Source organism: Sulfitobacter noctilucicola (assembly GCF_000622385.1).
Classification (GTDB): Bacteria; Pseudomonadota; Alphaproteobacteria; order Rhodobacterales; family Rhodobacteraceae; genus Sulfitobacter; species Sulfitobacter noctilucicola.
The window spans coordinates 1932861-1953684 of the sequence record NZ_JASD01000008.1; the positions used below are offsets into that span (position 1 = coordinate 1932861).

General features: G+C 57.5%; 21 protein-coding genes. 15 read left to right on the forward strand and 6 right to left on the reverse strand.

The features are described 5' to 3' along the window. Positions 1 to 20: 20 nt before the first annotated feature. The 13 genes from Z946_RS0113105 (at position 21) to folD (ending at position 13155) form a co-directional block, all read left to right on the forward strand. Positions 21 to 644, forward strand: a complete 624-nt coding sequence (locus tag Z946_RS0113105; protein ID WP_025056188.1) for a hypothetical protein — start codon at positions 21 to 23, stop codon at positions 642 to 644. Then, the gene (locus Z946_RS0113110; protein WP_025056189.1) at positions 641 to 1039 is read left to right on the forward strand and encodes a YbgC/FadM family acyl-CoA thioesterase; all 399 of its coding nucleotides are present in this window, start codon (positions 641 to 643) and stop codon (positions 1037 to 1039) included. The genes Z946_RS0113105 and Z946_RS0113110 overlap by 4 nt, the downstream gene beginning before the upstream one ends. A gap of 112 nt (positions 1040 to 1151) precedes the next feature. Then, positions 1152 to 1847 carry a protein TolQ gene (gene tolQ, locus Z946_RS0113115; protein ID WP_025056190.1) on the forward strand — a complete coding sequence of 232 codons (696 nt, stop codon included), beginning with the start codon at positions 1152 to 1154 and terminating at the stop codon, positions 1845 to 1847. Between the two features lie 3 nt (positions 1848 to 1850). Further along, a complete protein-coding gene (gene tolR, locus Z946_RS0113120) occupies positions 1851 to 2324 on the forward strand; it encodes a protein TolR (RefSeq protein WP_025056191.1) in 474 nt (157 codons plus the stop codon). 4 nt (positions 2325 to 2328) lie between these two features. Then, the gene (locus tag Z946_RS0113125) at positions 2329 to 3435 is read left to right on the forward strand and encodes a hypothetical protein (protein WP_025056192.1); all 1107 of its coding nucleotides are present in this window, start codon (positions 2329 to 2331) and stop codon (positions 3433 to 3435) included. A 139-nt stretch (positions 3436 to 3574) separates the two neighbouring features. Continuing rightward, on the forward strand, positions 3575 to 4894 hold the full coding sequence (gene tolB, locus Z946_RS0113130; protein ID WP_025056193.1) for a Tol-Pal system beta propeller repeat protein TolB: 1320 nt from the start codon (positions 3575 to 3577) through the stop codon (positions 4892 to 4894). Positions 4895 to 4976: 82 nt separating this feature from the next. After that, positions 4977 to 5501: a peptidoglycan-associated lipoprotein Pal gene (gene pal / locus Z946_RS0113135; RefSeq protein ID WP_025056194.1), complete on the forward strand. Its 525-nt coding sequence runs from the start codon at positions 4977 to 4979 to the stop codon at positions 5499 to 5501. 12 nt (positions 5502 to 5513) lie between these two features. Further along, a complete protein-coding gene (gene ybgF / locus Z946_RS0113140; RefSeq protein ID WP_025056195.1) occupies positions 5514 to 6341 on the forward strand; it encodes a tol-pal system protein YbgF in 828 nt (275 codons plus the stop codon). A gap of 3 nt (positions 6342 to 6344) precedes the next feature. Then, entirely contained in the window at positions 6345 to 7601 is a 1257-nt protein-coding gene (gene tilS, locus Z946_RS0113145; RefSeq protein WP_025056196.1) for a tRNA lysidine(34) synthetase TilS, read from the forward strand. A gap of 102 nt (positions 7602 to 7703) precedes the next feature. Then, the gene (gene ftsH / locus Z946_RS0113150; protein ID WP_025056197.1) at positions 7704 to 9626 is read left to right on the forward strand and encodes an ATP-dependent zinc metalloprotease FtsH; all 1923 of its coding nucleotides are present in this window, start codon (positions 7704 to 7706) and stop codon (positions 9624 to 9626) included. A 125-nt stretch (positions 9627 to 9751) separates the two neighbouring features. Then, positions 9752 to 10333 carry an MOSC domain-containing protein gene (locus Z946_RS0113155; RefSeq protein ID WP_025056198.1) on the forward strand — a complete coding sequence of 194 codons (582 nt, stop codon included), beginning with the start codon at positions 9752 to 9754 and terminating at the stop codon, positions 10331 to 10333. A 145-nt stretch (positions 10334 to 10478) separates the two neighbouring features. Next, positions 10479 to 12155 carry a formate--tetrahydrofolate ligase gene (locus Z946_RS0113160; RefSeq protein WP_025056199.1) on the forward strand — a complete coding sequence of 559 codons (1677 nt, stop codon included), beginning with the start codon at positions 10479 to 10481 and terminating at the stop codon, positions 12153 to 12155. Between the two features lie 82 nt (positions 12156 to 12237). Further along, positions 12238 to 13155 (forward strand): bifunctional methylenetetrahydrofolate dehydrogenase/methenyltetrahydrofolate cyclohydrolase FolD, encoded by a 918-nt coding sequence (folD, locus tag Z946_RS0113165; protein WP_025056200.1) that lies wholly within the window; start codon positions 12238 to 12240, stop codon positions 13153 to 13155. Here the strand turns inward: folD and Z946_RS0113170 are convergent. Continuing rightward, on the reverse strand, positions 13144 to 13542 hold the full coding sequence (locus Z946_RS0113170) for a DUF2306 domain-containing protein (protein WP_025056201.1): 399 nt from the start codon (positions 13540 to 13542) through the stop codon (positions 13144 to 13146). The two genes, folD and Z946_RS0113170, sit on opposite strands and share 12 nt — an antisense overlap. Positions 13543 to 13636: 94 nt before the next feature. On the opposite strand from Z946_RS0113170, the gene Z946_RS0113175 reads away from it, so the two are divergent. Beyond that, positions 13637 to 14392 carry a LytTR family DNA-binding domain-containing protein gene (locus tag Z946_RS0113175; protein ID WP_025056202.1) on the forward strand — a complete coding sequence of 252 codons (756 nt, stop codon included), beginning with the start codon at positions 13637 to 13639 and terminating at the stop codon, positions 14390 to 14392. A gap of 3 nt (positions 14393 to 14395) precedes the next feature. Here Z946_RS0113175 and Z946_RS0113180 read toward each other — a convergent pair whose 3' ends face one another. From Z946_RS0113180 to Z946_RS0113195, 4 genes are all read right to left on the reverse strand, one after another. Continuing rightward, complete coding sequence (locus Z946_RS0113180; RefSeq protein ID WP_025056203.1) at positions 14396 to 14815, reverse strand: PaaI family thioesterase; 420 nt, start codon at positions 14813 to 14815, stop codon at positions 14396 to 14398. Beyond that, positions 14812 to 15483 carry a ligase-associated DNA damage response endonuclease PdeM gene (pdeM, locus tag Z946_RS0113185; RefSeq protein WP_025056204.1) on the reverse strand — a complete coding sequence of 224 codons (672 nt, stop codon included), beginning with the start codon at positions 15481 to 15483 and terminating at the stop codon, positions 14812 to 14814. Before pdeM ends, Z946_RS0113180 begins: the two co-directional genes overlap by 4 nt. A 120-nt stretch (positions 15484 to 15603) precedes the next feature. Beyond that, positions 15604 to 18057 (reverse strand): ligase-associated DNA damage response DEXH box helicase, encoded by a 2454-nt coding sequence (locus Z946_RS0113190; protein ID WP_025056205.1) that lies wholly within the window; start codon positions 18055 to 18057, stop codon positions 15604 to 15606. A 52-nt stretch (positions 18058 to 18109) separates the two neighbouring features. Then, a complete protein-coding gene (locus Z946_RS0113195; RefSeq protein ID WP_241461335.1) occupies positions 18110 to 18946 on the reverse strand; it encodes an NAD(P)-dependent oxidoreductase in 837 nt (278 codons plus the stop codon). 128 nt (positions 18947 to 19074) lie between these two features. Between Z946_RS0113195 and Z946_RS0113200 the strand changes: the two genes are divergently transcribed. Next, positions 19075 to 19431 (forward strand): hypothetical protein, encoded by a 357-nt coding sequence (locus tag Z946_RS0113200; RefSeq protein ID WP_152540581.1) that lies wholly within the window; start codon positions 19075 to 19077, stop codon positions 19429 to 19431. A 39-nt stretch (positions 19432 to 19470) separates the two neighbouring features. On the opposite strand, the gene Z946_RS0113205 is transcribed toward Z946_RS0113200, so the two are convergent. Continuing rightward, positions 19471 to 20778 carry an ATP-binding protein gene (locus Z946_RS0113205; protein ID WP_025056208.1) on the reverse strand — a complete coding sequence of 436 codons (1308 nt, stop codon included), beginning with the start codon at positions 20776 to 20778 and terminating at the stop codon, positions 19471 to 19473. Positions 20779 to 20824 lie beyond the last annotated feature (46 nt).

A 20824-nucleotide genomic window follows, 5' to 3' on the forward strand; every position in this document is an offset into this window, starting at 1 on the left:
AATTTAAGGGCCAATTGAAGATGGATGTTGCACAGGTTGAAAGCTTGTTCACCAGAGCAGACGGGAGTTTTCTGTTTGCACGCTGGGGGCGGCCGATTTGTCCGGTGGTTTTTGGCGTGGATGATGCGACGCTGGGTGTCGTCAGGGATGCAATTTCCTCCATGTGTGATCTGGCCGGACACGAGATGGGCGAGATGGACGCGGAGTTGGGGTCGAACCTGATGATGTTCTTCTTTTCTGACTGGGCAGAGCTGTTGGATGTACCCGGCATGGACCGGCTGGTGCCGGATCTTGCGCCGCTGGTTGCACGTCTCCAAAAGGCGGACGCCAACCAGTACAGGTTTTTCCGCTTTGACGAGCAGGGGGCCATCAAGGCGTGTTTCGTCTTTCTGCGGATGGACCAACATCTGAGCGAAGTGCCAGCCCAGACTTTGGCGCTAAGCCAGGTTGTGCAATCTATGGTGCTCTGGTCGGATACTGCATTTCAGGACCGCTCCGCCTTGATGATGGCAGGCGACACCACCGCGCTGCGCCCCGACATTTCCGGTGTGATACGGGCGGCCTATGATCCGGTCTTGCCTGCGGTGGCGCAGGACGCCAGTTTCGCACTGCGGTTGGCGGCACGGATAGGAGCAGTGCAATGACACATTCGTTTGCGGTCCGAATCTTTTATGAAGACACGGATATGGCTGGCATCGTTTATTACGCCAACTACCTCAAATACATCGAACGCGCGCGCTCTGACATTGTGGAACAATTGGGCGTGGACCAGCGTGCCATGCGGGATGACGATGTAGTCTTTGTCATCACACGTGTTGAGGCGGATTATATCGGGGTTGCAAGGTTCGGCGACCGGCTTGAGGTGCGCACGACACATCATGCCAAAGGGGCGGTGCGCTGGATGTTCGACCAAGAGGTCCTGCGCGAGGGCAAGGTCATATTCCGCGCGAAGGTTACGGCCGTTTGCATGAGCACAGCCGGAAAACCGACCCGTCTGCCAGCAAAACTCCGCCGACAGCTGGTAGATCCAGCGTCCTAATCCCATTCTTCTGGCTTTCGCTCTTGGTTCTGGGTAGGTTCTCGCTAAATGAGCTTCGAAAACGAAGCCAGAGGCAGTGGCCCGCGGTAAGCGGTATAGATTGAGCAGGAATATGGAAGCAGAGACGCTGGCATTGGCCAATGAGATTGATTTCTCAATGTGGGGGTTGTTCGCACGCGCGACATTCACCGTAAAACTTGTAATGATCATGCTGATCTTTGCATCTTTCTGGTCCTGGTCGATCATCATCCAGAAATTCATCCAATACCGCAGTGCGCGCACGGACGCCGAAGCTTTTGATCGCGCGTTCTGGTCGGGAGAACCGCTGGACGGATTGTTTGACCAGATCGGTGCGGACCCGGATGGCCCAGCAGAAAAAGTGTTTGCGGCAGGCATGACCGAATGGCGAAGGTCGCACCGCGAAGATGGCGGGTTGATCCCCGGTGCCACGGCGCGGATCGACCGGAGCATGGATGTTGCCATCGCCAAAGAGGCAGACAGACTGCAAAAGGGTCTGACTGTTTTGGCGACTGTCGGATCATCCGCGCCTTTCATTGGTCTCTTCGGGACCGTGATCGGTATCATGAACGCCTTTATCGAGATTGCGGAACAGCAAAACACCAACCTCGCGGTTGTCGCCCCCGGTATCGCCGAGGCGCTGCTGGCGACGGGGCTGGGCCTTTTGGCTGCGATCCCCGCGGTCATCTTTTACAACAAGTTCAACTCTGACAGCGAACGCATCATTGGCAATCACGAGGCGTTTTCGGATGAATTCGCCACGATCCTCAGCCGTCAGTTGGATAGCTGATCTATGGGTGCCGGTGTCGTGAAAAAGCAGGGCGGTCGGGGTCGCAGACGCGGTCGCGCCCAGCCTATGGCGGAGATTAACGTCACACCATTTGTGGATGTGATGTTGGTACTCCTAATTATCTTTATGGTCGCGGCACCGTTGCTCACCGTCGGTGTGCCGGTCGAATTGCCCAAGACTGCGGCGGGGGCGCTGCCGACAGAGCAGGAAGAGCCGCTGACGGTGACGCTTACCGCCGAGGGCGAAGTGCAGATCCAGACGACTGCGGTCGAGCGCGATCAGCTGTTGACTCGCTTGCGTGGCATCGCGGCAGAGCGCGCAAGCGACCGTGTTTTCCTGCGCGCAGACGGTGCTGTGCCTTACAGTCAGGTCATGGAAGTCATGGGCGCGCTGAACGCCGGTGGCTTTTCGAACATCGGACTGGTGACAGACATTGGCGGACCCGCGCTGGACGGCAGCGGGACGTCGGGGAACTGATCCCATGCACAGGGGCCATTACATTTCCGGCGCAGGGCATCTGGGGCTGATTGCTTGGCTGCTACTGGGCGGCCTGTTTGCGTCAGAGCCAGAACCATTCGAGATGACCGAGGTGTCGGTGATTAGCGGTGCTGATTTTGAGGCGTTGATGGCCGCACAGCAGGCCCCGCAAAGCGCGACCGAAGTGGCGCAACCGGAGGCACCGCAAGCAGAGCCAGAAGTGCCTGAGGTTGAGACTTCACAGGATACTCCGATTGAACAACCCGCACCGGTTCAGACAGAAGCGCCACCCGAAGATACGGCACCGCAAATAAGCGAGCCGGTGGTCGAGGAAACGCCCCCCGATCCGGTTGAACCGGTGGGTGATATTGCCGTGCTGGTGCCTGAGATCGCGCCCGAAGCGGCACCGCGTCCGGTAGAGCGCGTGGCCCCCGAGCCTGTCGCCGAGCCTGAACCGGAAGCGACACCCGAGCTTGACCAGCAAGAGGCTGTTGCGCCTGATGCCGCAGGCGAAGCGGAGGAGCAGGAGCCGCAGGAAGCGACCGCGCCGCCAGAGGCTGTTGCAGAGATTGTCACCGAAGCCACCAAGGCACCAGCGCAGTCCAGCAGACCGCCCGGACGCAGACCGGCCGCGCCCGCACGTCCCGCTCCGCAGGTTGCGGAGAGTTCCGAACCTGCTGCAGAAGTGCCTGCTGCCCCGACCGAGCAGCCGTCGACCCCTGTGCAGAACGATGATGTCCTTGCCGCGTTGCAGGCCGCGCAGGAAGCGGTGGCTGCCCCGAGTGGTCCGCCCTTGTCAGCGGGGGAGAAAGACGCGCTGCGTGTAGCTGTGTCGAAATGCTGGAATATCGGGTCACTATCCTCCGAGGCGCTCGGCACAACCGTGGTGATCGGCCTCCAGATGAACAAGAACGGCACGCCCGTCATCGAGAGCATCCGTCAGATCAGCAGCTCAGGGGGATCGGATGCCGCGGCACAAAGGGTCTACGATTCCGCCCGACGCGCCATTATCCGTTGCGGGTCTGGCGGCTATAACCTGCCTGCTGACAAGTTCAGCCAATGGCAGAACATCGAGATGACTTTTGATCCCAGAAAGATGGGGCTGAGATGAGCGTTCGGCAGTACAGTCGGTTTAGGCTGAAAGGTCTGACACCCGAATACGGGGCGAAGCATTCGTTGTTTCCCCTGAACTGCGCGATCAGTTTAAGCGACACATTGACCACGCCTCTTGAAGAAAGGACGCGTCACATATGAAAAATCTGTTTATGAGCATCTGCATGGGGATTGGCCTGTGTATCGGCGGCGCGGTTCAGGCGCAGGAACCCCTGCGCATCATCATTGACGAGGCGATCATCGAACCGCTTCCCTTTGCGGTGCCGTCCTTCCAACCCGAAAGCGCACAATCGGCGCAGATGGCTGCTGATCTGGCACGCGTTGTCGCAGAAGACCTTGCCGGAACGGGCCTTTTCCGTGAAATTCCTTCGTCGGCGTTTATTTCCACCGTCAGTGACTTCAATGCGCCCGTACAATACGCGGACTGGAAAGCAATCAATGCGCAGGCGCTGGTCACCGGAGCGGTCAATGTTCAAGGTGGCAACGTAAACGTGAAATTCCGCCTCTATGATGTGTTCTCGGGCGCGGAGCTGGGCAGCGGCTTGCAGTTTTCCGGCACCACGGATGGCTGGCGACGGATGGCGCACAAGGTGGCCGATGCGGTCTATGCGCGCATTACCGGCGAAGGGCCGTACTTCGACAGCCGTGTGGTCTATGTATCGGAGACCGGGCCGAAAGATGACCGTAAGAAACGGTTGGCGATCATGGATTATGACGGGGCCAACGTACAATACCTGACTGATTCTGGTTCAATCGTTCTGGCTCCACGGTTCTCCCCGTCGGGCGACCGGGTGCTTTATACCAGCTACGAAAGCGGATTTCCGCGCATCTATGTGCTTGATATCGGGTCCGTGCAGCGCCGCGTCCTAGAGAGCGCTGAAGGCACCATGAGCTTTGCGCCGAGGTTCTCGCCCTCTGGCCAGACAGTTGTCTATTCGCTGACCCAAGGTGGCAATACAGATATCTACTCCATGGATATCAACAGCGGGCAGTCCGTCCGGCTGACGAATACACCTGCAATTGAGACCGCCCCAAGCTATTCGCCGGACGGCTCTCGCATTGTGTTCGAAAGCGACCGCTCGGGATCACAACAGCTTTACGTCATGCCTGCAACGGGTGGAGAAGCGCAGCGAATTTCCTTTGGTGAAGGCCGCTATGGCACGCCGGTATGGTCTCCACGCGGTGATCTGGTCGCGTTCACTAAGCAGAACAAGGGACGTTTCCACATCGGCGTGATGCGTCTTGATGGATCACAGGAACGTCTGCTGACAGCATCGTTTCTGGACGAAGGTCCGACGTGGGCTCCGAATGGTCGCGTAATTATGTTTGCCCGCGAAACCCAAGGTGCTGCCGGATCGTCGACGCTTTACTCTGTCGATATCTCGGGACGGAACCTGCGTCCTGTCAGCACACCGTCGGGTGGATCGGACCCATCTTGGTCCCCATTGCAAAAGTGATCGGGGTGCAGTCCCCGACCAATTCCCATTTACGCATGAATATGCTAATCAAATTCCAACAAAGAACAGAGGCAGTCTGAAGATGAAGCGTTTTGTAACAAGCAGCCTATTGGTTGCCGTTCTGGGCCTGAGCGCCTGTACCAACCCCGACCGTTTTGGTGCGGACGGTGCCGATGCAGGTGGGACACTTGGCGCAGGTGCCAACACCGGTATCGTCCCCGGCAGTGCCAACGATCCAACCTCAACCGCATTTTTCCAACAGTCCGTCGGCGACCGCGTGTTGTTCTTGGTGGATCAATCCAATCTGACACCCGAGGGTCAGGCCACGTTGAATGGTCAGGCGCAATGGTTGCTGACCAATTCCGACTACCGTGCAGTGATCGAAGGTCACGCGGACGAGCAGGGCACGCGGGAATATAACCTCGCACTCGGCGCGCGTCGTGCGAATGCGGCTCAGGAATACCTGATCTCGAAAGGCGTTCCGGCATCGCGGCTGAAAGTCGTAAGCTATGGCAAGGAACGCCCGATCGAGATTTGCTCGAACGAAGCGTGCTATGCCAAAAACCGCCGCGCGGTCACTGTGCTTGCCGGTGGTCTGAGCAGCTAAGGACGTATGACCATGAAACTGCGGTATATCACGGCATTTGTACTGGGGGTCGCTTTTGCGCCGGCTATGGGTGTCGCACAAGACAGCCAGACCCTTGCAGATGTGCGTCAGGAACTGACGATGCTCTATACGGAAGTGCAAAAGCTGCGTCGTGAACTGTCCACGACCGGTGGCGCAGGGGTGAATACTGCGGGCGCATCCGTGCTGGACCGGGTGTCCGCCATGGAAAGCGAGCTGTCACGCCTGACAGCCAAAAGCGAAGAGATGGAAAACCGGATCAACCGGATCGTGGCGGATGGAACCTCGCGGATCGGCGATCTTGAGTTCCGTCTGGTCGAACTGGAGGGCGGCGATATCTCGGCGCTCGGAGAGACATCAACGCTTGGGGGTGACGGACAAACCGCCGTGGCAGCACCTCTGACGGCACCGGCCACGCCGACTGATCAAGCCTCGCTTGCGGTTGGTGAAGCGGCTGACTTCGAGCGGGCGCAGGAGGCGCTCGCATCCAGTGACTTTCGCACCGCCGCTGACCTCTTTGCGACCTTCAATCAGACCTATCCGGGCGGACCGCTAGCCGCCGAAGCCGATTTGCGCCGTGGTGATGCGCTCGACAAACTCGGTGACACGAAAGAGGCAGCACGCGCCTATCTGGCAAGCTTCAGCACCGATCCCGAGGGCGCACTTGCCCCGCAGGCGCTTTATGAACTGGGCCGGACATTGGGCGTGTTGGGTCAGACGCAGGAGGCCTGCACCACGCTTGGTGAAGTCGGTCTGCGGTTCCCGCAAAGTACAGCAGCAAGTCAGGCACAGGATCAACGCCGAAATATCGGGTGTACGTAACGTATGCCGGAACGCCTCACTGAATACGTCTCCGAGGCGTTTATGCCTCATCCGCCCCAGACGATGGGTGTTGCGGTTTCAGGCGGCAGTGATTCAATGGCGTTGTTACATCTGCTTAGCGAATTCTGTGCAATCCACGATATCAAGCTGCGTGCCGTAACCGTCGATCACAGGCTTAGGGAAGCCTCCACCGAAGAAGCCGACAGCGTGGCGCGACACTGCGCAAAGATTGGTGTGCCCCATGATACGCTCGTCTGGCAGGATTGGGACGGCGAGGGCAATCTTCAGAATGCCGCGCGTGAAGCGCGTTACAGCAAGATGGCTGCTTGGGCATCCTCTAACGGGATCGACACGATTGCGGTGGGCCACACAGCAGACGATCAGGCGGAAACGGTTCTTATGCGTATTGCCCGGCGTTCGGGCGTAGACGGGCTATCCGCGATGCGGCCGCGTACCGTGCGCGAAGGGATCACATGGGTCCGGCCCCTGCTGCAGACCAAGCGTCAGACCCTCAAGACATATCTGACAAATCAAGACATCACATGGGTGAGTGACCCCAGTAACGAAGACGAACGCTATGACCGGATCAGAGCCCGCAAGGCGCTTGATCTGCTCGCCCCTTTGGGGATTGATGTCGACGCTTTGGGCGAAGTTGCAAAACACATGGCACAGGCCCGCAAGGCGCTTGATTGGCATACGTTTCTGGCAGCAAAGCAGATTGTCCAGATCAAGGATGGCGCATTGCTGATCGAAGAAACCGGCCTGCGGCTGCAACCTGACGAAGTACAGCGCCGATTGATGGTCAAATGTATTAACTGGGTCAGCGGCGCCCGCTATGCGCCGCGCAGCAGCGCAATCGAAAGCTTGCTTTCCGGAGTGCGCAAAGGAAAGGCAGGTACGCTGGACGGCTGCCACATCCGCTGTATCGGCGACAATATCTGGGTTTTTCGCGAATTTAACGCGGTGCGAAATGTGGCCTGCGCCACGGACCAACTATGGGACAATCGTTGGAAAATGGTTTCGCAGCACCCGACAGTGCATCACCATGACCTGCGCATCAAAGCGCTTGGGCTTGAAGGGTTGGAACAATGTCCTGACTGGCGTGCAACCGGCCTGCCACATGTGATGCTGCAATCCACACCTGCCATCTGGTTCGGGGACTCATTGATCGCCGCTCCCCATGCCGGTTTCCCGCAAAACTGGCGTGCTGAACTGAATGAATTGCCGGATACGCTTTTTGCCGCACTATTATCGCATTGAACCTGCGGCCATCGTCTCTATCTTATAGGATAATCGGCGCGGCCTTGATGCGCCAACAGGTCTGACCTTATTGGAAGACCAAAGGAATTTAGGAGAATCCCCTTGGGAAATGTACGCAACCTCGCTTTTTGGGTCGTTTTGATGCTTTTGGTGCTGGCGTTGTTCAATCTGTTCAGCGGCTCCGGTAACAATCTACAAAGCAACGAGGTCACCTATTCCGAATTTGTGAACTCTGTCGAAAACGGTGAAGTGCGCAATGCCACCCTTGATGGTGAGCAGGTGCGCTTCCGCAAGGCGGACGGCGCTGACTATGTGTCGATAAAGCCTGAAGACGCAGAGATCACCAATCTGCTCATCGACAACAATGTGCCGTTGCAGGCCCGTCCGCAACAGCAGTCTGGCTTTCAGACCTTTCTGATGTCGCTCTTGCCGATCGTGCTTTTGATTGGTGTCTGGATCTATTTCATGAACCGGATGCAGGGCGGCGGCAAAGGTGGCGCAATGGGCTTTGGCAAATCGAAGGCCAAGATGCTGACCGAAAAGCATGGCCGTGTGACGTTTGACGATGTTGCCGGCATCGATGAGGCCAAGGAAGAGCTTGAGGAAATCGTTGAGTTCCTGCGCAATCCACAGAAATTCTCGCGTCTCGGCGGTAAAATTCCCAAGGGTGCTTTGCTTGAGGGCCCTCCCGGTACCGGTAAAACGCTTCTGGCCCGCGCCATTGCAGGTGAAGCAGGCGTGCCGTTCTTCACAATCTCGGGTTCAGACTTTGTAGAGATGTTCGTTGGTGTGGGTGCCTCCCGCGTCCGGGACATGTTTGAGCAGGCCAAAAAGAACGCGCCCTGTATCGTGTTTATCGACGAGATCGACGCCGTGGGTCGCCACCGTGGTGCCGGTTACGGCGGCGGCAACGACGAACGTGAACAGACTTTGAACCAGCTTCTGGTTGAGATGGATGGTTTTGAAGCCAACGAAGGTGTTATCATCATCGCGGCAACAAACCGTAAAGACGTGCTGGATCCTGCGCTGCTGCGCCCCGGTCGTTTCGACCGTCAGGTCACCGTCGGCAACCCTGACATCAAGGGCCGCGAGAAAATTCTCGGCGTCCATGCCCGCAAAACGCCGCTTGGCCCTGACGTTGATCTTCGGATTATCGCGCGCGGGACGCCGGGGTTCTCGGGTGCTGATCTGGCGAACCTTGTGAACGAAGCAGCCCTTGGTGCTGCCCGTCTGGGCCGCCGCTTTGTCACAATGCTTGATTTCGAATCCGCAAAGGACAAAATCATGATGGGGGCCGAGCGCCGCTCCATGGTTATGACCGCAGCGCAGAAGGAAATGACAGCTTATCACGAAGCGGGTCACGCGCTGGTGGGGATGCTTCTGCCGAAATGTGATCCGGTCTATAAGGCCACGATTATTCCGCGCGGTGGTGCGCTTGGAATGGTGATGAGCCTGCCTGAAATGGACCGCCTGAACATGTTCAAGGACGAATGCAAACAGCGTTTGGCCATGACCATGGCTGGCAAAGCCGCTGAGATTCACAAGTACGGCGAAGAGGCTGTATCAAACGGCCCTGCAGGCGATATCATGCAAGCGTCCGCGCTGGCACGTGCAATGGTTCTGCAATGGGGGATGTCCGACAAGGTTGGGAACATCGACTACTCCGAGGCGGCACAAGGCTATCAGGGCAGCACCGGTGGCTTCTCCGTTTCGGCCAGCACCAAAGAGCTGGTTGAGAAAGAGGTACAGCAGTTCATCCAGGACGGCTACGAGTGGGCGGTGAAACTGATCAAAGAGAACGAAGAAAAGTTCGAGCGTCTGGCGCAGGGTCTGTTGGAATATGAAACACTCACCGGTGGTGAAATCCAGCGTGTGATGGACGGCCTGCCACCTGTTGCTGAAAACGATGACGACGATGGCGACAAGGGCGATACGCCCAGCCTGACAGCCATTCCAAAAGCCAAAGGCAAAGGCAAGAAGACGCCGCCAGAGGATGGCGGCCTTGAGCCGGAACCCTCCGTGTGATGCTTTCACCGATCACCGTTAGTGATCTGCACCTCACAAAATAACATCAGGCTCCGCTTTGGGCGGGGCCTTTTCTTTCGTACGGGTTCTTCGCATGCTGACAGCGAAACTATAAGGGATGCATCATGCCGGAACTGATACCAACAGATCACCACGCGAGAATTGTCTGGATGGGCAAGGTGCCGCAGGACCGGCCGAACATCCGGTCAGAGCCGATCACCGAAGCATTTGCGACCTATGCAGGCTTTGAGGGGGCGTACCATGCCGGGCTGACGCGGAAGTCCTGTGTGCGTGTGAAGTCACAACATCCCGAGGGGACCGAAATCCGAAATGTGCGACAATTCTCTATCGTTTCCGCCGAGGAACTGGCCGGCATTGCGGCTGACATCGGGCTGGACGCGCTGGACCCTGTCCTGATGGGCGCGTCGATTGTGGTTGAGGGGATTGATGACTTCACCCACATCCCGCCAAATGCGCGACTTCAGGCCGAGAACGGCACAACCATCGTGATCGATATGCTCAACGGTCCGTGCAACTTTCCGGCCCGCGAGATTGAAAAGGAATCCCCTGGGCATGGCAAAGCTTTCAAGGCTGCGGCATTAGGCAGGCGCGGTGTCTGCGCATGGGTCGAACGGGAAGGAGCTTTAAAGGTCGGAGATGTCCTGCGCCTTCATATTCCCGGTCAGCGTCCCTGGAAGCACCTCTGATAGCATTCGTTTCCGAAACGAAACGCTACTGCGGCAGTCCGCCGCATCGGAGAGCGGAAATGTCGGAAAAGCGACCTCTCTTTGATGGTCTGGCCCTGTATGACAGGGCAAGGAACATTGCCTGTGGGCAGAAGGGGATTCTCAGATGGCTTTCAAAACCGACATTGAAATTGCACGCGAAGCGCAAAAGCGCCCGATTCAGGAAATTGGTGCGAAGTTGGGCATCGGCAGTGACGACTTGCTGCCTTATGGCCACGACAAAGCGAAAGTGTCGCAGAATTTCATCAACTCTGTTCAGGGCAATGAAAACGGCAAACTGATCCTTGTGACCGCGATCAACCCGACACCTGCGGGCGAAGGTAAAACAACTACAACCGTTGGTTTGGGCGATGGCCTTAACCGCATCGGCAAAAAGGCTGCGGTCTGCATCCGTGAAGCGTCGCTTGGCCCGAATTTCGGGATGAAGGGTGGCGCGGCTGGCGGTGGCTACGCACAGATCGTTCCGATGGAAGAAATGAACCTGCACTTCACGGGCGATTTTCACGCGATCACTTCGGCGCACTCTTTGTTGTCGGCGATGATCGACAACCACATCTATTGGGGCAACAGCCTTGAGATCGACACACGCCGCGTTGTCTGGCGCCGTGTCGTCGATATGAACGACCGCGCGCTGCGCCAGATCACAGCATCTTTGGGCGGCGTGGCCAATGGCTTCCCGCGTGAGGCTGGTTTTGACATCACCGTGGCCTCCGAAGTGATGGCGATCCTTTGTCTGGCCAAAGACCTTGCCGATTTGCAGGAACGTCTGGGTGCGATGATCGTGGCCTACCGCCGCGATAAAACGCCGGTCTTTGCACGTGACATCAAAGCGCACGGCGCAATGACCGTTCTGCTGAAAGACGCGATGCAACCCAACATCGTTCAGACGCTCGAGAACAACCCGGCCTTTGTGCATGGCGGTCCTTTCGCGAACATCGCCCACGGCTGTAACTCTGTCATTGCGACCACAACGGCGCTGAAACTGGCTGACTACGTTGTGACCGAAGCAGGCTTCGGTGCTGACTTGGGTGCCGAGAAGTTCCTCAACATCAAATGCCGCAAAGCGGGGCTTGCCCCTTCAGCGGTTGTGGTTGTAGCGACGGTCCGCGCGATGAAGATGAACGGCGGCGTGGTCAAGGCCGATCTGGGCGAGGAAAACGTGGACGCGGTCAAAAACGGCTGTGCGAACCTTGGCCGTCACATCGAAAACATGAAATCTTTCGGCGTGCCGGTTGTCGTCGCGATCAACCACTTTGTCACTGACACCGATGCCGAAGTGCAGGCGGTTAAGGACTACGTGGCCACCCAAGGCTCCGAAGCTGTCCTGTCGCGCCACTGGGAGCTTGGCTCCGAAGGGTCTGCCGATCTGGCAACCAAAGTGGTCGAGACAATCGAGAAGGGCGAAAGCAACTTTGCGCCGATCTATCCTGATGACATGTCACTGGCCGACAAGATCAATACGATTGCCACGAAAATCTACCGGGCGGACAGCGCCCAGATGGATCAGAAGATCCTCAACCAGTTGAAAGACTGGGAAGAGCAGGGCTATGGCAATCTGCCGGTCTGTATGGCGAAAACGCAGTACAGCTTTACCACCGATCCGAACGAACGCGGCGCGCCTACGGGGTTCGACATTCCTGTGCGTGAAGTGCGTCTGAGTGCCGGTGCCGGTTTTGTTGTCGCCATCTGTGGTGAGATCATGACCATGCCGGGTCTGCCACGCGTGCCTTCCGCTGAAAGCATCGGGTTGAATGACGCAGGCGAAGTCGAAGGATTGTTCTAAACGGGTGGCGGGATTAATCCCGCCCTACGGACTGGAGTATGGCGGGGTTCTCCCCGCCTTACGCATTGATAGGGGAAGAAAAATGACAGCACAGATTATCGACGGCAAGGAATTTTCCGCCCGCGTACGAGCGCAGGTTGGAGAGCATGTCACGCGTCTGAAAAACGATCACGGCATTACGCCGGGTTTGGCAGTGGTGTTGGTGGGCGAAGATCCTGCATCACAGGTCTATGTACGTTCCAAAGGCAAAATGACGGTTGAGGTTGGCATGAAGTCGGTTGAGCGCCGGATGGATGCGGACACGTCAGAAGCGGATCTGCTGGCCGTGATCGAAGAGCTGAACAACGATCCGGAAATCCACGGAATTTTGTGCCAACTGCCTTTGCCCGATCATCTGAACGAAGACCTGATCATCAATTCGATCTCTCCGGCCAAGGATGTCGACGGCTTTCACATTTCCAACGTCGGGCTGCTGGGAACGGGTCAGAAATCCATGGTGCCATGCACGCCGCTGGGCTGTTTGATGATGCTGCGCGATCATCACGGGTCCATTTCTGGCATGGATGCGGTTGTGATTGGCCGCTCCAACATCGTGGGGAAACCAATGGCGCAACTGCTGTTGAACGACAGCGCGACCGTGACCATCGCGCATAGCCGCACCAAGGATCTGGCCGAAGTTGTGCGCCGCGCCGATATCGTCGTGGCGGCGGTGGGTCGCCCCGAAATGGTGCCCGGTGACTGGATCAAGGAAGGGGCCACTGTGATCGATGTTGGCATCAACCGTCTGGATGCGCCGGAAAAAGGCCTGAAAGAAGACGGCACAGTGAAAACCAAGCTTGTCGGCGATGTGCACTTTGAAAGCTGTGCGGCACGTGCCGGTGCGATCACGCCTGTGCCGGGCGGCGTTGGCCCGATGACGATCGCCTGTCTGCTGGCCAACACCGTGACCGCCTGCTGCCGTGCCAACGGCTTGGCAGAGCCGGAGGGGCTAACCGCCTAAGACCACTTGATACATCACGCGGCCGGGGAGAAATGTGAACGCTCCGGCCACGACCAACGCGCCAAAAACCATGCCCTTCATGGATTTGCGGTGTTCCTGAATACGCCCCGCACGGGCGGCGCGCACGGCAAACACAAGCTGCACCAAGACATACGCAGACAGCAGATGTATCGGGCTGAAAGGTCCGATCAGGCGTATCTCGAATATCCAGAAGCTGCTGAGCGCAACGCCTACCATCATTAAAACCCACGTCCATCCGAACCACCGGTGCAGGCGGCTGCCCCTTGGAATACTAAAAATCGCGATGGTCAGTGCAACGGCAAAGAACGCAAGGCAGGCGTGGATTTGAACGGCGATTGCGGCAGTCGTGAGGGGGGCGAAATTCATCGATGATCTCCTTAAACATAAGCTGCCTTGGGAATAGAGGCAGAGAATGCTAAGCCGCGACGGGGATTACGTGAGTGACGCAGGGAATACGTGAATGGTTACGCACAGATACATGTCGCATTTCACGCTTCGTGAATGGCGCAAAGCCAGAGTGCCCGTGGGCATCTGGTTATTGGTCACAGTCATTTGCACCATCGCCGGACCCTTCGGCACGATAGACGCACTGGGGTGGGCGGAACGGTTCGGCTATTGGGGCATCATCGCGGCGGTTTCAGTTGTGGGCAGCATTCTGTTGATGCGCACAGACAATCTGCCTTCGCCTCTCCGCGTTGGCCTCTGGGCTCTGTTCACACTTGTTCTGAGCGTCATGATCTGGGGCCTCAACATCCTTCTGTTCGACGCATGGCTGGCTTTCGGACAACTGGGCTATCTTCTGTTTACTGTCGGGACATCGGTTGTCTCGGTGCACGCTGCGTTCTGGCTGATCGAAATCGCGCGGCCGATGCCGGAAGTGGTAGCACCGCCAAAGCCCGATACCGTGTCGCAATTCATGCAACGCCTGCCACTGGCGCAGCGCGGTCCGCTGATCCGGCTTGAGGCACAGGATCACTATCTGAACGTTGTGACGAGCAAAGGGTCGGCGATGATCCTGATGCGGTTAGGGGACGCAGCGCAAGAGCTGTCAGGTGTGAAAGGACTGCTTGTGCACCGCTCCCACTGGGTCGCGCTTGATGCAGTCACCGCACACCGGCGCGAAAAGGGCCGCGATGTTCTGATCCTGTCAGACGGGTCAGAGGTGCCGGTCAGCCGCACCTACCGCGCTGCGGCCAAGGAGGCGGGCTTGTTCTGAGCCTCAGAGGGGAACGGGCACCATCGTCCCTTGGAGAATTGCAATCAGAGTGCTTTTCCCGTCCGCTTCCGCATGTACTTCTGACGTGACAACACACAGACGTTTGCCGGGTTTCACTACACGCCCTGTCGCAATCAAACGCTCGCCCCGTGCAGGAGCAAGCAGATTGATCTTGATCTCAGCGGTAACGACTTCGGATGTCAAAGGCAGCATCGTCAAGGCGGCATACCCCGCAGCGGAATCGCCAATTGAAAAGGTAAGCCCAGCGTGCCCAAACCCTTGTTGCTGTCGGCTTCCCGGCAAGATGGGAGCACTGATGCGAACCAAACCTGCCGATACGTCGATAAGGGTCGCACCGAATGTCTCCATCATACTTTGGCGTGCAAAGCTGTCGTGTATCCGGTCTGTTTCAGCCGCGTTCATGATGCGATCCTTTGCATGGGTACGGGAAGGGCCGTCTTGCCGGTCAGAACGGCGCAGGCTTCTGCACGCATCAAGTTTTGCAAAACATTGTTTTGCGTGCTGAGACCACCAGTGTAAGTGCCATACGCGGGCATGATGAGCCGGTCACTGTCGTATAGAAACGCCGGACGGGTGACCGTACGACCCCCCAAAGCAACGCTTGTTTTGGGATGGTAATGGCCTGAAATTTCGCCGCTTGCGCCCGGCTCCGCGATATGGCGAAAAGTTAGAGGTGCCAGTGGCAACTCAGCCAGGTGGCTCCCGCCCAGATCGACTGGTCCGGGATCATGATTGCCTTCGACCCAGACCCATCGGCGGCCAGCTTGCAGTCGGGCGATCCACAACCGCTCCTCTTCGGGCAGGGCCTGCGCCGCACTTAGATCATCAAAGCTGTCTCCAAGACAAATCACCGTGCGGGCATGCGTCAGGGCCAGATCGGCGGCCAGTCGGGTCAGCGTGTCGCGCGTCTCATAGGGGGGGAGGGTTATACCGCCGCGCCGCGCGATCCGTTCGGACTTGCCCAAGTGCAAATCGCTCACGCATAGAATGCCTTGGTCGGGCCACCAAAGCGCACCGGTATTAAGCGCCTTGAGCTGTGCGCCAGCGAGGGTGAAATCGTGCGAGTTCATCCTTTGTTCATGTTTGAAATCGGCGCGATTGGCAAGTGGTCAACTCAGTGATCGGGTTGGTTATGGTGAGCGCGGTTGGAGCAGCCCCAAACATGGCCGGATCAATCACATCCAAATCTATCAATACCCGACCCGCCAACGCGGCTTATCCGCAGGTGGCGGCGTAATCTGCGCCAGACCGGATGCCTCCATCAGGCGTGCGGCCTCTTGGGCCAGCAAACGCTCTTCCGCATCCCCCTTAACCGGCACCCTTCCCATTTCGAGAAAGAGCGGTGCGGCAAGTGGGGTGACGCGCGGCAGGTGAAGGTGGTCAATCCGGTTGCCAATCCGTGCCATCATTTCTTCGATGCGTCCGAAATCGACCAAACCGCGCAGTGCTTCTTCGCGGGTGATTTGCATCATCAGGTGATCGGGTTCGTATTTGTGCAACGTGTCATAAAGAATATCGCTCGAGAATGTCGCTTGTCGGCCAGTCTTGCGCGCTTGCGGCGAATTGCGCTCGATCAGCCCCGCGATGGTCGCCGAGGCACGAAAGGTGCGTTTCATCACAGCATTACCCGCAAGCCAGACCTCAAGCCCGTCCTGAAGGGCTGCCAGATCAAACAACGGGCCGGGGTCCTGGACGGCATCCAATCCCCAGATAAGCAAGGCATAGTCGGTAGCGACAAAGCCCATGGGATGCAGTCCTAGCTCCTCCATTCGTTTGGTCAGGAGCAATCCAAGGGTTTGCATCCCGTTGCGGCCGGCAAAACCGTAAACAACGGTCTGCTCTCTGCCATCATGCGGGAAGCTTTCGATCAACAGTCTGCCCGGTTGGGGCAACTGGCTTACCTCTCGCTGCAAGGACAACCACGCGGCGGTATGGTCGGGAAGTTCGGGCCAGCTTTCCTGCGTGAACATCTGCTGCACCCGCGCAGAAAGCTGTGTCGATGTCGCGAACTTGGTGCCCATGAATGTGGCGATCTTGGGCTTTTTGGCAGCATCCCTGCTGACCTCAACGGTCATCTCGCGCAGGCCTTCGTATTTGACGATCTGACCGCCGATCAGAAATGTATCGCCGGGGGTAAGGGTTGCTGCGAACCCCTCTTCAATCTCACCCAGTGGCTTGCCCCCACGGTTGCGCCGCATGCGCACTTTGAGGGTATCCTTGTCCTGAATGGTACCGATGTTCATTCGGATATTGCGTGTCGCACGCGGGTCGCGCAATTGCCAGCATCCGTCAGGTCGCTGCACCAGCCGTTGCCATTTGTCATAAGCCCGCAGCGCATATCCACCGGTGGCGCAAAAATCCAGACAGGCATCGAAATCCGACCGCGACAAAGCGCTGTATGCGCCCGCTGATGTGACCTCGGCATAAAGACGGTCGGCATCGAATGGGCCTGCGCAGGCTACAATCAGGATGTGCTGACACAGAACATCCCGAGGTCCGGCACCTCTGGGCTCACCATCAAGATCACCGGCAAGGACAGCATCAAGGGCCGCAACGCATTCGACGACCTCGAAACGGTTGGCAGGAACAAGCAGGGCCTTGGACGGAGCGTTGTAGCGGTGGTTGGCCCTGCCGATACGCTGCACCAAACGTTTGACGTTCTTGGGCGCGCCGATCTGGATGACCAGATCAACATCCCCCCAGTCGATTCCCAGATCAAGGCTGCCTGTACAGACAATCGCCCGTAAGTCGCCACGCACCATCGCCGCTTCGACGCGCGCCCTTTGTTCACGGTCCAGCGATCCGTGGTGAATGCCAATGGGAAGGCTTTCGTCATTCGCCAGCCAAAGGTTGTGAAAGAATATCTCGGCCTGTGCGCGTGTGTTGTGGAAAATCAGCGTCGTATTGTGTTGTTTGACCTGTTCAAGAACCGCATGGATCGCATAGGCGGCACCACCCCCGGACCAAGGCGGTGCCTCCTCCGTACGCAGCATCTGGATGTCGGGGGCTGGTCCGGGATCGGCCATCAGAATCTCACAAGGATCCGGATGACGTGCCATTAGATGGGCAATCGCAGCGGGGTCATCCACGGTTGCCGATAACCCGACCCGCTTGAGATTAGGACACAACGTTTGCAGGCGCGCCAAGGCCAGCATCATCTGGTCACCGCGCTTGCTCTCTGCCAATGCGTGAATTTCGTCGATGACCACCCGCTTTAGGCCTTTGAACATACGTGGCGCGTCTTCGTAGCTGACCAGCAGCGCGAGGCTTTCAGGCGTGGTCAGGAAAATGTTGGGCGGATCGGCACGCTGTCTTTTCCGCCGCGTCTGGGTGGTGTCTCCGGTACGCTCGTCAATGGTGATGGGCAGGCCCATCTCTTCAACCGGCGTGGTCAGGTTGCGTTTAATATCAGCCGCAAGCGCTTTGAGCGGCGAGATGTAGAGTGTGTGCATCCCTTGATGATCGCCGTCGGCCAGATCAATCAGCGTGGGAAGGAACCCCGAAAGGGTTTTGCCGCCCCCCGTAGGAGCAATCAGCAACAGGGCAGGGTCGTCCGCACGTTCCAGCATCTTTTGCTGGTGCGGATGGATCGACCAGCCTTTGGTGGTGAACCAGTCTTGGAATTTCTGCGGAAGGGCACTCATTGAAAAGTATCTAGCATGGCGCAGGTCGGCGGCCAGCCCTCATCCATGTAGCTTAGACAGGGCGGGGTTTAAGCGCCCGGATGGCTGTTTGCACCTGTTGCGGCAGGCCAACGTCGGCGGTTTGGGGGGCAGCATCCAGCGCGCTTGCCACGTCCTTGACGAGAATGCCGATGCTGTTGTCTTCGGCCATGCCGTCGCGGGCAAATTCGATATCGTTGAAACCGGAAGCAAACCAGTTTTGACCAGATGAGGTGTGAATGAGTGCAAGCAGCTTGTTTTCGTCCAGACCGGCCTCATCCGCCCAATCCAGCACCAGCCGTGTCATAGCTGTGTTGGAGGCGGCTAACAGATTGTTCAGCACCTTTGCTTGCATACCGGCGCCGAAATCACCCATCCGGTGGAAATGCGCACCCATCGCATCAAAAAGCGGTTGTGCCGCATCCAGATCGGCAGGACTGCCACCCAGCATAAAGCTCAGCCGTGCTTCCTCTGCCGCGATCTGCGCCCCTGACATTGGGGCATCGATCAGCGCGATATGCGCGGGCATGCGGTCTCTCAGTTTTTTGACGTAACGGGGGGAGAGGGTCGAGCATATGATAACACGCGAAAGATGCTGACCGTGCGCAAAGGCCTGCACGTCGAAAAGGACTTCTTCGGTTTGTGCAATATCCCGCACGACCGAGATCAGCGTTTCGGTCTTATCTACTAGGCCCTCCACCTCATCCGTGATGCTGTCGTGCGATTTCGGTCTGACGTCAAATCCGCGAGTATCGAACCCTGCTGCGCGCAACGCATCAAGCATCGGTTCACCCATGCGCCCGCATCCTGCCACCGTAATCATGAATACCCCCTCGTTTGTCAGGGCATCTTTCCATGCAAGCAGGCGCATTCCAATCCCGCCCCGATCAAAAAACAGAGCTTGGGAAGATAGACCCGGATTACTTTGGCAAAATCCCGGAAGTGTGTTTTGTTTTCACACGACAGCCTATGGAGGATTTTATTTTGGCAGGTGTTACAATGAAAACGGCAATTTGCGCTGTGACCCTTTCGACTGGTCTCACACTGATGGCAGGGGACGCGTCGGCCAAAACCAATTGCGACGCGGTGGCAGGCTCTTGGTCGGGAACAATGCAAGGGTCTTTTAACGGGGTGACATCCATGACCATCGACGGTACCTGCAAGGTGAATTGGACCTTGCCGGACGGGCGCACTAATAAGTGCAAGTTTTCGGCCCGCAGCGGTCAGATTGAATACTCTTGTAGCCTCGGCTCGCACGGCTCTGTCACATTTGGCCGCAACAGCATTACGCTTGAAAACATCTATACCGCTGCACGTCACGGAGCCTACAAAGTACAGGTCTCGCGCGCCAAGTAATCGCAGTTCGGTCGGTTCGGCGCTCGCGATGCGACAGCCTTACTTAACGATGTGTTCCTCTTTCACAAACATGTTTGCCCAAGCGCGGTCCACAAGGTCAGGCGACATCTGGTAAGGGATGCCTTCGAATTCGCAGATCGCAATCATCTGGTCGATCAAAAAGATCGGCTGATAGTTGGCATAGATGTTTTCGATGGTCGGGTACTTCACCTTAAGCAGGTGAACCAGTGTCGCCTCGTCCAAAGGCATTCCGCGCTTTTTCGCGACCATCGCGAAAATCTTGAGGAAGTTCTGTTGGTTGGGGCCATCGATCTTGATCTTGAAGAAAATACGACGCAAGGCAGCTTGGTCAAAAATCTCGTTCGGGTGGAAGTTGGTCGAGAAGATAACAAGCGTATCGAATGGCACCTCGAACTTCTCACCTGATTGCAGCGCAAGGATATCCTTGCTTTCTTCAAGCGGAACAATCCAGCGGTTTACAATGCTCTGTGGTGGTTCTTTCTGACGACCAAGGTCGTCCACGATGAAGATACCACCGGTGGATTTCAGCTGTAGCGGGGCCTGATAGGTTTTGGCTGTCGGGTTATAAACAAGATCCAGCATGTCTGTCGTAAGCTCACCGCCGGTGATGACGGTCGGCCGTTCACAGCAGACGTACCGGGTATCAAACCGCGTGACACGCCGCAGGGAATTGGGGTCCTGAATGTTCTCTTCGGCCTTCGAATGCACGATGGGATCGAAAACTGTGATAACCTGTGAGCTGTATTCGATTGCAAAAGGGACATAAATTTTGTCGCCCAGCGCATCGCGGATACCGTTGGAGATCGAGGATTTGCCGTTTCCGGGAGGGCCGTACATGAGGATCGACCGGCCTGCGCTGACCGCAGGACCCAAGTGATCCAACAGGCTGTCGGGCAGAACCAAGTGGCCCATGGCACCGAGCAATTGTTCGCGCGTCACCTGAATATTGCGGACCGACTGGCGTTTGACCTGCTCGCGGTAGACGTCAAGCGGCACAGGCATGGGACCGAAGTATTCGGACTGTGCCAAGGCATCCAGCGCGCGCGCCTTCCCGGTATCGGTCAGCTGATACCCCATCTCGTTGCCATTGTTGGCGTTGAGTGTGCCTGTTGCCTCGATCAAGCGCTGGGTGCGGGCCATATCGACCAGCTCCTGCGTGACAGGGATTGGCAGGCAGACAGCGGCAGCCAGTTCGCTGACCAGATCAATGTTTTTGCGGAATATCGTCTTGATGATGATGTCGCGCATCATGACGATGGGCAGTTTCATTTCTTCCAACCGCTTTGGCGGTGGAGGGGCCACGACGTTTGATGTCTGCATGTTCATGGTGCGTCTCCGTTCTCTGAGGACTGCGCGCAATATGCGGATGAGG